Genomic DNA, 13,249 nt, shown 5'->3' on the forward strand with positions numbered 1-13,249 from the left:
AATCAATCCCTTTCATCCGGGCAGGGCAGAGAACCTCAAGTCATCAGATGAATCCTCATTCAGGGTGAAGAAAAAAGTGGATCCTGAACCTTCTTTTGAGATTGCACGAACTTTTCCGCCATGCTTGGTGATTATCCTCTTTACAATGGTAAGTCCGGCACCGGTTCCTTCATAATCATCAGAATAGGGGAGAGTAAAAAAAATTTCAAAGATTTTTTCTGCGTATTGCATGTTAAACCCGATACCATTATCTTTCACATAATACTCTCCGATTGAGCCGGATAACTCGTGCCCGATGGTGATTTGAGGGATTTTTTGTGATTTTGAAAATCTCATCGCATTTGAAACCAAGTTTACAAAGACCTGCCTTATTAAATGAGGGTCGCCAGATGCAGGAGGGATATCATCAATAGTTACGGTAAACGGTATGGAGGGGTATAATTTTTTTATCTCCTGAACTACCGATGCAGCCAGGTTTTTCATGTTAATTTCTTTATCGTCTATCTGTATCCGGGAGATACGCGATATCCGGAGGAGGTCTTCGATAAGCTGATCCATGATGCGAACATTTTCATGGATTTTATCAAGGTAATGAGTAAAGTCCTCTGATTGCCCGATTGCATCTGATGACGAGAGGAGATGGGCAAATCCATCAATAGCACGGACTGGATTTCTCAGATCATGAGATACGAGATAAGTAAATGTGTCCAGTTCTTCCAGTCGTTCTTCAAGTTCCCGGGAGTATGTGATTACCTGGTTATGCAGCCGCGATACCTTCAGATGAGTGTCAACTCTGGCAAGAAGTTCTGCGGCAGAATAGGGTTTGATTAAGTAGTCAACCGCTCCGGCCTGAAACCCTATGACTTTATCTTCCGGGTCAGAGAGGACGGATAAGAAGATTACCGGAATTTCTGTCCATTTTTTTTCTGCTTTTATCTTCTTACAGGTTTCATACCCGTCCATTCCGGGCAGCATTACATCAAGAAGAATGAGATCTGGAATCTGTATTCTTATCCGGTCCAATGCTGATTCACCGGATGTGGCAATGAGCACATAATATCCCGCCTCTTCAAGAGTGGCCCTGATAAGACTGATGGTTGCCGGTGAGTCCTCTACCACCAGGATTAATCCATTATTATCCGGTAAATCGGACCTGGATTTTTTCTTTTTACTCATCATTGCCTCCGGTGAAACTGACATTTCGCATCCGGATATGGTTTCAAGAATGATCCGGGTATCCGGATAATCAGACCTTGCGCGGAAAAAGCCAGGAGAATGAAAGATAGTATTAGATATAAGCGGGTTTTTAGTGACAAGAGTCCGGAGATAAATTGTATTGAGAAATTCCAGGGGTGAAGTATTTTTATCCGAGATAATTGGGCTATTATCGAGTTATTTTGATAAAAAAAGGAGGTAATGAAAGAGCGATCAGGTGCCCTGTGAGATTCACGAGGTGATGAGACCGGAAATAATCTCCGGGATAAACAGGAAACATTTACGGATATTTGGTTGGATATGGCTTTTTTATTTGCAAAATTCATCTCTCTCCGGGAACATAGCATCAGGGAAGCAGTACGGTTGATGCCTGTACGGTAATGCTATCTTCTAAAGAGAGAAGTTAGATTATGGGATAATAAAACCATTGGTTCAGAGATATTAGTAAGCCCCCGGGTCTGAGTGTATTTATGACCGAGGCATTGGCGATATTGTGGTGAGTGATTCAAGGAGTCCGGGTAAATAACGGGAATGGATTGTGTGGGTAATCCGGATATTTAACCGGAATGTATGTGGAATGGTTTGGGAAGGTGCGTTTTTTTATGAGGGAGAGTTTTTGATGTCCGGTCGTATTTGATGAGACTTTGTGTTGGCAATAGTTTCATGAACTTTGAGAGATATAAGTATCATATTCGGGGTGGGGGAGTGAAACGGGAGCAGGCGCTATCAGAAGTTATTGGGTTTTTAATGATAGTAGCCCTGCTAACTATTTTATTTTCAATGTACCTCTTGTATGTAGTCCCGATTCAGGGAAGAGATGCAGAAATCTCTCATATGAAATATATTACCCAGGAATTTATCGGGCTGAAAGCAGATATCGACGGATTAATCATTAATAATAAGATAAATTTGCCAATTGCCCGGTCTTTTGAACTGGGAACACTATCATCCGTTGGATCCGGAGCTCTGAGTATTATGCCTCTTAGTTCGTTTATTGAAGCAACCGGGACTTTGATGGTGAATGAACAGAATGATTTTCTGATGGTTTCTGTTAATGGGAGTATGATGGATATTTCAGATATTGAATATTCTACACCCCCAATTTCGAATCCAATCTTAGAAATTAATTGCATATCCAAAACTGAGTGTTTACCCAGTAATATTGAAAATCCAAAGTGTATTTCAGATAGATGTTACAATTTTACCATTAAAGAACGGTATTCAATGAATAATACTCCGGGGACAATTACTGTAACAAACCCTATCTATATTATCCCCACTCCAACAGCTCTACCAACATGGTCAGTCGATCAAATTATAAATATGTCAAATTTTACGGCAAATATTTCCTTTAATATGGTTCCTCAATATGATCTTGTTCTAGAAACTCTCGATAATTCTACTTCAAGGAATTATATTGCTGAAAAAACAATTATTGAAAACCTGACTTTTGGAAAAAATTATACTTACAATATCCTGAAAGATAATGATATTATACCCAATAATTCAACAGAGTATTCTTTTATTCACCGAGATGAGGAGATGATTTATTCACCTCATACAATAATGTCAAAAGTTGGAAAATTTCCTCCAAGGATTGGGTCATTTCAATATAATTCTAAGAACAGATATTGGGTTAACCAAAACCTGTTTTATGAAATGGGAGGATTATTTTTAATTCAACCAACAGGAGGGTCTTCTGTTATGTTGATACCGTCAATTGCTTTAACTCCCTTTAAGAATATCACTTCTGAAACGACGGATTATAATCTTAAGGTCAGTGTGAACAATATCAGAATTACAGATACTGAAGATATCAGCGGTTCAGTCAGTGCACAAATTTTTTCTAAAGTTGATCAGATAAACCAAAATTTTTTCAACGGTTCAACAAATATTTCATCAATTACATCAAACTACGGAACAGAACAAACCAATGTCACACTGTGGAAGATGCAGGATAACGAAGAACCAAATGCAAAGGTGATTTGGATTCAGTTTCTCCCAGATGATCCCCGAATTATCAATGCATCATCCAGAGAATCAAGAAAACTTACTGAAGATGAAATTAAAAGAATGAGAGAAACCACAATACTCTGGAAACGAGGGTTTGATCAGATAAAAACAATTACAAATAAAACATTATCAGATAATTCAGAATTAAGCCCAATTATTGGAACTTATAGTACATGGATATATAATTTTCGTACAGATTATATAAATGATGATAGCGTCCCTCTTACTCCTCCTTTTTCAGCAAATCTTGTAATAGGGCAAAATGTTGATAGCTTAAAATTGGCTTGCCCACCAAATACCACAAGCACTGAATATGGGGGGTGTATGGGGAAAGTACAAGACTATCTTGAAAATCCCTGTTCAGAACCTTCGAAATGTGAAGATTTCATTCTAGATTATTCAGAATCAGAATTATCACTTGTCATGCAAAGTGGTGCACTCTGATGTTCTTTGAAGAAGCTGTATCAGAGATTATTGGCGCAATATTACTTATCAGCATTTTGGTTGCTGCATTTGGCATTTTTGCAGCGTTATACATCCCAACTCTTGTACCGGAAAAAATTCCTCGTGTTTCTCTTAGTATTGCCTGCAGCAATGTAGCAGATCCTCCTAGTATGGAAGAATATCCGTGTACTCGTGGGTCATTTAATTGTAAACCCTTTGATAATGAAACTTGTGAAAATGATTGTAAATGGAGAGATTATTCACTCAATACAAATTTAAATAATGATGGATACCAAGACAAAATTTCTCAGTGCATGGAAAATTGCTTAAAACCGATTTGCTCGAATATAAGTGATTGTAAAACTCTCTATTTCTGTCACAATGGTGGAGACTCCCTAAAATTAGAAGATTTAAGTGTTGTAGTGAATGGTAATATAATTATTGATGAGGGTAAATCAGGATTTACCTGGCAATTAAAAAAATTTGAGAGTGAATATTTTATCAACCTAGAGTCCACGCCCTCACCTACAAGTTTTTTTGAAAATGGGGATTCCTTCCGTATACGAAACCCATCAGGTTGGAAGCCGATTGATGTCGTTATGATTGTTTATACCCTTCCATCAGGGGGAAAAGTTAATCTTATTATGAATCAATTTGGAACTGATATAGAATAATTATTTAAATTTTTTTTAGAGTTAATTATTATTTTTATTTTTCGGTAACATTTTTCAGTTAAATTTTTACTCACATAGATTTATTTTTTTTACAAAAAGCAATTCAATGGCTTTATTATTGAAATTTTTTTTTTTGAACACCATTGGATAAACAATATTATTTTAGTATATTGCATCGGAGTAATTTCTACCCACTCCAAAGTTATAAGTCTTCACAAGAATATCAATCATTGCCCAAAGGGGTATGAGTATGAGGCATGATGTTGCTGTATCAGAAATAATTGGGGCAGTCCTTCTGATCGGCGTTGTAATAGGAGGCATGAGTATACTCGGGGTGATCTTACTTTCTACACCACCACCTGAGGAAACCCCTAAGGCGTCAATTAGTTCCTATTGTGTACAGTGTGATCCCTACAGCAGTTATGAAATTATTATGTACCATGGTGGTGGTGAAACATTAGAAAGACAAAAACTTCAGTTCTTCCTTCAGACAAAAGATGGAAAACTAGAAAAAATGGATGATCCAGACTGGGTATACGAAGGCACACCTGAAGATTGTATGTATCCTAGTATTGGTAGTAGTAGTTTATCAGGACGAGAAAACTGGACTACTTCAGATATGTGGAAAAGCGGACAAACATTACGGTTTATTTTTAATAGTAATTCAGAGCCCGCAGGTTTGGATACAAGATATTATCCATTTAAATCTACAATGTCCAGGGCAGAGTTTACGGATAAAATCCGGGAGAGTCCCTGTGTCAAAGAAAATAATCCGTGGGGATGTAATGATCCAACTGGTGAACTGATTCCAGTTCTTATTAGTCCAACAAAGACTAATACTAGCGGTTGTGAGGATGATTGTTCTGGGGATAAGTGTACCGCTTACTTTACATATAACACAACATCAACTAAGGTTTCTATTCCTGTTCATGAGACAGGAAAACCCTGGAATAACTTTGATGGAGTCAGTACAGTAGTTCCTCAGGAAGTATTTACTTCCTCAGGTTCAGGGAAAGATATCATCACGGTCAAATTCTCTAAAAGCGTAGTCTGGCGACTTAATAGATCAAAAAGTGCAAAAGCATCATGTGGGTAGATCATGAAAAAAGAACATGCTGTATCAGAAATTGTTGGAGCAATCCTCTTGGTTGCAATAGTAATCACAGGAATTGGAATTGTCACAGTTTTTATGACTTCAACTCCTCCTCCACAGGCAAAGGAGAAAGCCGTTTTGAGTTCTTCATGCATTGATTGTAATGGATCATATTTTGCGATTGTTGTCCGGCATGAAGGAGGAGATACGTTTGATCCTAAGAAATTAACGTACTTTTTGAATACTGAGTATGCTAATAAGACTCGATGTGAGACAGGAATCCCAGTAGATCCAAGCAGATTTTATTATGCCGAAGATTTTTCTGAGCTCTCAAGAGATAAAATCTGCTGGAAAGATCCCTCTAAGGATAAGTCAATAGATTTTGAATCGATAATTAATGGAAATAAAAAAGTAATAATGACCAATGGTGACGCGATTATAATTGAATATCTGATAAAAAAATGATTTGAAAAGGTGAAAAAAATGAACAGATTTCTTAAAATCAATTACAAATGGTGTACTTTGATTTTACTAATGATTGCAGTTTCAGTTATTGGAATTGCTGGATCCGAGACAAACACCGGACTAGGGAAACCTGTTGGAATGGATATTTACATAGGAAATGTCTCTCAATCTGCATCTCTCTCGGGATCAGTTGCTGACTATCAGGCAATCATCGATGATGAAAAGAATCCGGATCCTGAAAGTTTTACAAATCTAGGGAAATCAACACCAACAGCGACTCCTACACCTACACCAACACCTACTCCATTACCAACTGCAACTACAGAAGTTCCAGTTAATATAACAGGTGTAGGAAAATCATTGTGTGTGTTGGATAACACTTCAGAAATAATTGTTGAATTTGCATTTTCTAAAGCAGGATATAAGAACACATTTTATCTGGCCGGCCCCCGATATCAGGCATTAGGCTGGACAAAAGGAGATCCTAAATCATACGGCGATCCCTTGGGAAAAACCTGGAGTCTGGGAACTTTTGAAGTTGGTGATGAATTAAAATTTGCAGATACTGCAGATATGGGAACAACCAAAACGAGTGATGATCAAACATATTATACCGGACCAGCCTCAAGAAATCCAGATGGAGAAGAACACGGTGCCATTACACTCTTCAATAATACGACTGGAGGAACTTACCACAAATATTTAGTTTCCTATGAAGATTTATTGAAAAAGGACTGGAAATCTGGAGAACCAGATTACAATGATGTTGAATTTTATGTGAGTGGTAGTATTGATAAGTGTGTGATTGAGGATGATACTGAAGAAGAAACTGAAATTGATGAAAGTGCAGCGATAATTCCAGAATACGAGGGCATGTGCCAATGTTATACGACTAATTCACATGGACAAAAAATGGGTACGGGTTCATGTGTTGCAGAATTTTCTTATACCACTACAGTAGATAATTGGGAAATTCTACCCAAAACAAAGGGCGGTGACTCTGATCAACCATGGAATGAATTTACCGCTTCTGGAAACACTGACCCAGTCAAGGAATATCGGTGTCAACCAGATATATTCTATGTAAATTCTTCGATTAATGCACCATTCTGGACAAGTCCATTCAGTAAAGGAAACACCGGAGGATCACAACTTCATTGGAAACTCGGTAGCACATGGGTATCTTCCGGAGTATGTAAAAAGACTACTCCTCTCTGTCCAAGTGACGAATGTTCACAATGTTCTAGTTAAATCCCTTCTTTTTTTTGAGTATTAGTAATACTGGTACCATATCAAAACGCTATTCCCCCCTCATTTACTCTGTCAATATTTATATGCCTCACCCCCGGATCCGGGCATACCGTCAATCTACCGAATCGTTTTCCGGGCCATATTTCAATGGGACCTGTGATCAGCCAGGATAGCACAAAAAATAGTTCGAAATTACTTAATAGATTAAGAAATACCGCCACAAATAGTATAAATCTTAAATCTGCATGAACAAATTCACCCTATGGCAATTTAACCCCCAAATTACCTTCAAAAAATAATCATTCCTTTCATTTTCGTGAAAAAAACCCGGATAACGCATTTCCAAAACCTGACTCTCCCGTGATTGATATTTTTCTTCTCACATTGACACCCCGGACCATAAAATACTCCATTATATCTTTCCAAATTGAAATTAAAGCCCATAATACAATTATTACCCCAATGCCCATATAATAACTAAATTGTGGGCTCTTTTTTTGGTTTTTTAAAAAATATTCCCATAAAAAGAGGTTAATTGAAAAAATAGAGAGTATATCTCTCTTTTAAGTAATACTGAAGTTCACCAATGTAATTTCTCAACAATCATTACTCCGGACATACAATTACTATTGATGGTTACTTTCTTTGGCGAACTTGACAACGTATGCTCATCCAGTGACGGAATTGACCTCATCGGAGAAAAACTTACAGATTTACAATTACTGGACATCTATACTGAAATAACCAACCTCGGGACCAGGCATCCGGATGATTACTGTATTCTGAAGTCACGTGAATCATTGCTGACCCTGCTTGGTGAACACGAAGAAGCAATCGATCTCATCTCTCAAAAAAATATCCTGGAAAAACATCCGAATTTACAGCTCAATTTAGCCGGACATCTGGGTGCAATGGGAAGAAAGGAGGAGATAAAAGATCTTCTCTCTTCCCTCATATTAAAACAGGAAACAACAGTTGACCTCCTTATCGCTTTCATCGCTGCCGGAACACTTGACAAAAAAGATGAAGCAGTTACCATTTGGAACAAAATACTCGAAGCTGAAGAAATTACCGATCTTACCATTGATGACGATGTCCTGGAATATCCGGATGAATATTCATGCCTCTCTGGTCTCCCTATGCGGGAAGTAATCACCGGATTGGAAATATTACAGCGATATGGTATCCGGGAAAATTATGAGGTCGAACTCTATTTCTTTGTCGATTTTATAAAGATCTACCTTGAGGGCATCAGCGATAATATCTATCAGACTCTGGATAATGAAGGACCATATGAAGCATTACCAGGGTTTTTGGTAGCTGAAGCTGTCGGTGATAATGGATTTGCTCTTGCTACAAAATTATGTAATGTAAGGCCGGTCGAAGATCCTTCAATCTCACTTCGCCTGCATACCTGTCTCAATGATATAAAAAAATACACATCCGAATATTCCATTGGAAACCGATTGATAGAATCACTGCACACTGACGCCATTAATAAGCCCGGATTTCTTAAAACCCTGCAGACAGAGACCGGCGGAGATGAATGTCAGGTTTTTGAAATGTTATATCACCTGGAGGATACCGGAATATCAGATATCATACCGTCCCTGATGGATGAGATGGAGAGAAATAATCCGGACATACGAAGTAAAACCATTGAACAGAGCAGAAAATTTCCGGGATTATGGGAAAACCCCCGGAGTGAGGATTGGAATTATGATGACCCGGAGGAAGAATTGTATGATACACTGGATGAACTCATGGAAAAAAGAGAGGATGAAAAAGCTTTTGAATTCCTCACCGGGAACATGAGGGAGGGCAGACTTCTTTCAGAATCAGGCGTATCATTATATCTTGCCGGAAACCTTGGAAAGATGGATGAGATGACAGACTTCATTCCCATGTTCAAAGAAAAAGAACTAAACCAATATGCCTATCTCCTGGAAGGATACCAGTTCCTTCTGCGAAAGGATATCAAAAGAGGTCTCGACCTTGTTAATCGGTCAATTCAGGCAGGATTTTCTGAAGAAGATGCCATGATCCATCTGGCACGATTTTTAAACCAGTCCGGGTATCCCAAACGGACCATTGGAATCTGTGAAAAACTCCTGAAAAAACCCGGAAGCAAGGTCACTGAAATTTATCCGGCTCTCATTGAAGCATACCGGATGCAGGGAAAAGAAAAAGAAGCAACAGAGGCAGAAGATAAATTTAAGAAAATAATATCAGGATAATTTTTTTTTTGTGATGCAAAAATAACTACGTCACTTATAGAGACAATCAAAATGACTTCCGGACCTTTTTTTACAGAATGCATCTCCAAGTTCTAAAATAATTCCTTCTGTTAGAAATAAAGGATTGTTCACTCGAATAATTTTCGAAAACTTTTTTGCAATCATATGATACTGATCAGATTCATTCATAAGTGCTATAAAAAAAGAAGTATCAATAAATATTGATTCAGCAGTGAAATTTTTCATAGATTAATGGTTACTCCATTATTTCTTTTTTTGGAGTTCCATGAATATAGTGATCATGCTCTGAGGACCAGTCTGGTGGACCATCTACAATGCCAGTATTTCTATCCAAAATATCCCAAAGATCTTCTGATTTATCTGAGTCATCAACGATTATTGAAATAGTAACATCAATGTCCTCTTGAAGATCTACTTCATCAATAGGTTTGAAAACAGAACCAGTATAATGTGCACGAATTGTCTTTATCATAACCATGCATTTGTCCTTAAATTCATAAAATACTTACGAAAATAGAAAAAAATATCCGACTCTTCATGGTTCTTTCCAGTTGTTAATTTTTTATGTTAAAGAGCTCAGTGATCATAGATCACCACTGTTTGTTTCCTCTATATCAGAAATTATTTTTTTCAGACAATTTCTCACATCTCCGATTGCTCTTTGAACATTTGAAAATAACAATTCTGTATCGGTCCTAAAATACTGATGAATCAGGATGTTTCTTGAACCGACCATTCCTTCCCAAGGGATTTGAGGATATTTACTCTTAAGATCATCTGGAATGTTCTTTGCCGATTCTCCAATTATCATAAGTTGATCACGAACTGCACTTATGGTCTTTAAATCCCGACAAAACTCATCGTAAGAACAGCCAGAAGTAAATTCCTCGATACGATCAATAGCTTCTAAGCATATCTAACAGCCAATTAATGGTTTTTCTCATGAATATGCTACTTCTGCCAGGATTGACTCTCGCATATCCGGCCTGATACCTGAAACAGTTGTAATATCTACGGGTTTTTTAAAAACGACCTCGAGTTTTATTTTTAATCCGGATAAATCCCAAATATCGGCCCCATCTTCGAACTCTGCCAGAACATCTATATCGCTCGATTCATTCGCCGTTCCGGATACATATGACCCAAATAAACCCATCTTCTTTACCCGGTATACTGCATGTAATTCAGGAGTGAGGGAATGCAAAGTCTTAATGATGCTATCTTTATCGAGTATCACAGAACTTTCCATATAGATCATTCAGAACTTTGTCGTTAATAAATATCAATACAAGGGGCTCTTACGGATAATACGATGATGAGTGGAGAAAACCTTTTTTATTAATTCTGTTAGCAGAGAATGATCAGGAGAAGAATATATCGAATATATCTAAAAAGATGTCCAAGACTCTTTCCGCAATGACTGAATGGTATCATCTGTAATTGGCATATTAAGTTTGATCGGATCAAAAGAGTGATGACATTCAATATGAACAGTAAATCGTTCACCCTTTTTTAAATTTATTTTTTCAAGGGGACGGAAGACTTCTCCATCATATATGCATTCAAATGATTGAGTCATATTTCTTATCTTATGATAGAAACAAGCACATGTATATTTTATTCGTTTATCACCAGTATGAATGATCTGATTCAATTGTAATTTCATAATTTGTAGCTGTGCTCTCTTTTCAAGAAATTTTAAAAATCTTTTTCTTCATTGATAACGGTGTTACTGATATTATTATATTTTCAAGATAAACCCTATCATATGTGGACACATATTATATCATATGCTCTCTGATGAGCAAATTCAGACATCTGCAAAAAAAATATTAAACGTAGAAGAGCCTTTACAAATAATTCTCTTTGGATCATATGCCAGAGGTGAAGCCACCGAGGAATCTGACCTTGATCTTTTAGTCATTGTAAAAGATATTCAAAAAAGAGGAAGAAAAATGGTTACCTATCGGAATGCAATCGGAAGAGTTGCACCAGGGGTAGGGGTAGATATTCTGGTTTATAGTGAAGATGAGGCATCAAAACCAGTTCCGGGGACTGTATTATATTGGGCTCTTTCAGAGGGAAAAATAATCTATGAATCAGCAACAAGAAAGTGAGAGATTCCTGGAGCTTGCATTTGCCGATCATGATGCAGCTCTTGCTTTATCAGATATTAAAGAAAATACACCCCATGAAGAAGGACTTCGCTGGCTTATGCAGGCTGAAGCAGACAGAAAAGGAGCACAAGCACTTTTTGATGCCGAATGTTTTCACCTTGTCTGTTTTCTGGCACAACAAATTACAGAAAAAGCATTAAAAGCATATCTCTATGCCCAGGGAGAAGAACTTGTTACCGGCCGTTCGATAAACAAACTCATTCACAGATGTGGAGAGTATGATTCAGATTATCTGACTTTGCGGCCCGAAGCTGCACCACTTGACGGATTATATATTCCGACAAGGTATCCAAATGCTGTTCCGGATAGTATTCCGGCAGATGTATTCACCAGACCTGCTGCTGTATCAGCTCTCGAAATCACAGATAAGGTACTTGACCGGGTAAAAACCTGGTTTGAAAAGAATGTTGATGAATAAAATCAGTGATAATGAGTAAAAAACAATCATTCCATCTCAAAATCGCTTATATTTTTTATGTGCCTGCTCAATAGTCATGACATCTAAAATCTTAATACAATCTGGAAATATTATAAAAAATGCAGTATATGAATGTGCAATGTGCATTCGGCAGATTCCATCACGTAACAATTCAACATCACGTGCAGTAACAGGATCTTCAAGTTGAACAAGATGTTCCTTAATTATCCTTCTATCTTTATCAGGAAGGCTATTGATATATTCCAAAACCTTTCTTTCAATCTCGAGTTTCAGTTCCTGCCACCTTTTTCCTGATTTGATTATATTCTATGTCAGTATCCAGGCTTACAAAGTCTCCATTTTCTGCAAGACTCTTTAAATAAGAAAGATAATCATTTTTTTTACGTTCCTCCAATAATCGTGCCACAACATCCCCATATCTCTCCCCAGGTTGTTTTATCTGGATTAGTTCACGCTTTGTTTCTACTGATACAAGGATCTTTTCAGTAGGTCTATTTGCACCCTTCACTGCATTCATATTTACACACAATTAATTCCCCTTAGGTCCATTTATACTATTAGGCCATTTTCGTACTTTGTCAATACTACTGATGAATCTAATCTTGACCTCTTAATAATTGCAAAAGACAGACAAGTATTGTGAACCCCTGATAGATCATGAAAGCCATTATAAATTGCGTTCAGGTGAATACCGAATTATTATTAAAATATCCAACAATGAACTACAGTTAATTGTTTTAAAAATTGGTCATCGAAAAAACGCACATAATAATTTTCATGCCAAATTACACAATAATCATGAAATTGGTGGATTTATCTATGATATTCGGCCTTAAGAAGTATCATAATAATTCTCTTACTAATACTATGATATGGAGAAATACTTGATTCCGATAACGATAAAAAAACTCGAAGAAGGAACATATTTAGCAACCAGTGAGGTAATTCAGGGATTAATCGCTGAAGGACGAACCATTGCAGAAACTATGGAAATAGCTCAGGATGTTGCCAGAAAAATATATGAATCGTGTATCGAACATGGTGATCCTCTCCCTGATTATATCACATGATAACTTCCAGGTAACTCAAATGTCGATACCAATAGAGAATCGGGCATGAGCATTATTCCGAGCATATCAACCCGTGACCTTGTTAAAAAACTCAGAAAAGCCGGATACGAATTTGATAGGCATGCCAAAGGAAGTCATGAAATATAAAAA

General features: G+C 37.2%; 16 protein-coding genes. 10 read left to right on the forward strand and 6 right to left on the reverse strand.

The window, feature by feature from the left end:
* Positions 1-12 precede the first annotated feature (12 nt).
* Complete coding sequence (locus tag DLD82_RS05025; protein ID WP_109940010.1) at positions 13-1,200, reverse strand: response regulator; 1,188 nt, start codon at positions 1,198-1,200, stop codon at positions 13-15.
* 849 nt (positions 1,201-2,049) lie between these two features.
* On the opposite strand from DLD82_RS05025, the gene DLD82_RS05030 reads away from it, so the two are divergent.
* The 6 genes from DLD82_RS05030 to DLD82_RS05060 all read left to right on the forward strand — a co-directional run bounded on the left by DLD82_RS05030 (position 2,050) and on the right by DLD82_RS05060 (position 9,392).
* Positions 2,050-3,672 (forward strand): hypothetical protein, encoded by a 1,623-nt coding sequence (locus DLD82_RS05030; RefSeq protein ID WP_146199697.1) that lies wholly within the window; start codon positions 2,050-2,052, stop codon positions 3,670-3,672.
* Positions 3,672-4,346: a type IV pilin N-terminal domain-containing protein gene (locus DLD82_RS05035; protein ID WP_109940012.1), complete on the forward strand. Its 675-nt coding sequence runs from the start codon at positions 3,672-3,674 to the stop codon at positions 4,344-4,346. The genes DLD82_RS05030 and DLD82_RS05035 overlap by 1 nt, the downstream gene beginning before the upstream one ends.
* Before the next feature lie 250 nt (positions 4,347-4,596).
* Positions 4,597-5,442: a type IV pilin N-terminal domain-containing protein gene (locus DLD82_RS05040; protein ID WP_181391262.1), complete on the forward strand. Its 846-nt coding sequence runs from the start codon at positions 4,597-4,599 to the stop codon at positions 5,440-5,442.
* 3 nt (positions 5,443-5,445) lie between these two features.
* On the forward strand, positions 5,446-5,904 hold the full coding sequence (locus tag DLD82_RS05045; RefSeq protein ID WP_109940014.1) for a type IV pilin N-terminal domain-containing protein: 459 nt from the start codon (positions 5,446-5,448) through the stop codon (positions 5,902-5,904).
* A 9-nt stretch (positions 5,905-5,913) separates the two neighbouring features.
* The gene (locus tag DLD82_RS05055; protein WP_146199698.1) at positions 5,914-7,155 is read left to right on the forward strand and encodes a DUF4114 domain-containing protein; all 1,242 of its coding nucleotides are present in this window, start codon (positions 5,914-5,916) and stop codon (positions 7,153-7,155) included.
* Between the two features lie 632 nt (positions 7,156-7,787).
* The gene (locus DLD82_RS05060) at positions 7,788-9,392 is read left to right on the forward strand and encodes a tetratricopeptide repeat protein (RefSeq protein WP_109940017.1); all 1,605 of its coding nucleotides are present in this window, start codon (positions 7,788-7,790) and stop codon (positions 9,390-9,392) included.
* 256 nt (positions 9,393-9,648) lie between these two features.
* Here the strand turns inward: DLD82_RS05060 and DLD82_RS05070 are convergent, their stop codons facing one another.
* The 4 genes from DLD82_RS05070 to DLD82_RS19525 form a co-directional block, all read right to left on the reverse strand.
* The gene (locus tag DLD82_RS05070; protein ID WP_146199699.1) at positions 9,649-9,885 is read right to left on the reverse strand and encodes an antitoxin family protein; all 237 of its coding nucleotides are present in this window, start codon (positions 9,883-9,885) and stop codon (positions 9,649-9,651) included.
* Between the two features lie 111 nt (positions 9,886-9,996).
* On the reverse strand, positions 9,997-10,329 hold the full coding sequence (locus DLD82_RS19520) for a HepT-like ribonuclease domain-containing protein (RefSeq protein ID WP_109940020.1): 333 nt from the start codon (positions 10,327-10,329) through the stop codon (positions 9,997-9,999).
* 24 nt (positions 10,330-10,353) lie between these two features.
* Complete coding sequence (locus tag DLD82_RS05080) at positions 10,354-10,650, reverse strand: nucleotidyltransferase family protein (RefSeq protein WP_181391263.1); 297 nt, start codon at positions 10,648-10,650, stop codon at positions 10,354-10,356.
* A 150-nt stretch (positions 10,651-10,800) separates the two neighbouring features.
* Positions 10,801-11,079, reverse strand: a complete 279-nt coding sequence (locus tag DLD82_RS19525; protein WP_109940022.1) for an antitoxin family protein — start codon at positions 11,077-11,079, stop codon at positions 10,801-10,803.
* 124 nt (positions 11,080-11,203) lie between these two features.
* Between DLD82_RS19525 and DLD82_RS05090 the strand changes: the two genes are divergently transcribed.
* Together DLD82_RS05090 and DLD82_RS05095 are read left to right on the forward strand one after the other, a co-directional pair.
* Positions 11,204-11,530, forward strand: coding sequence for a nucleotidyltransferase domain-containing protein (locus DLD82_RS05090; protein ID WP_109940023.1), 327 nt, complete (start codon positions 11,204-11,206; stop codon positions 11,528-11,530).
* Positions 11,508-12,008 (forward strand): HEPN domain-containing protein, encoded by a 501-nt coding sequence (locus DLD82_RS05095; RefSeq protein ID WP_109940024.1) that lies wholly within the window; start codon positions 11,508-11,510, stop codon positions 12,006-12,008. The genes DLD82_RS05090 and DLD82_RS05095 overlap by 23 nt, the downstream gene beginning before the upstream one ends.
* 277 nt (positions 12,009-12,285) lie before the next feature.
* On the opposite strand, the gene DLD82_RS05105 is transcribed toward DLD82_RS05095, so the two are convergent.
* A complete protein-coding gene (locus DLD82_RS05105; RefSeq protein WP_109940026.1) occupies positions 12,286-12,546 on the reverse strand; it encodes a hypothetical protein in 261 nt (86 codons plus the stop codon).
* Positions 12,547-12,901: 355 nt separating this feature from the next.
* Here DLD82_RS05105 and DLD82_RS05110 point away from each other — a divergent pair, with 355 nt between their 5' ends.
* The gene (locus DLD82_RS05110) at positions 12,902-13,099 is read left to right on the forward strand and encodes a type II toxin-antitoxin system HicB family antitoxin (protein WP_109940027.1); all 198 of its coding nucleotides are present in this window, start codon (positions 12,902-12,904) and stop codon (positions 13,097-13,099) included.
* Positions 13,100-13,144: 45 nt separating this feature from the next.
* Entirely contained in the window at positions 13,145-13,246 is a 102-nt protein-coding gene (locus DLD82_RS18205) for a type II toxin-antitoxin system HicA family toxin (RefSeq protein ID WP_146199700.1), read from the forward strand.
* Positions 13,247-13,249: the final 3 nt, after the last annotated feature.

This window comes from Methanospirillum stamsii, assembly GCF_003173335.1.
Classification (GTDB): domain Archaea; phylum Halobacteriota; class Methanomicrobia; order Methanomicrobiales; family Methanospirillaceae; genus Methanospirillum; species Methanospirillum stamsii.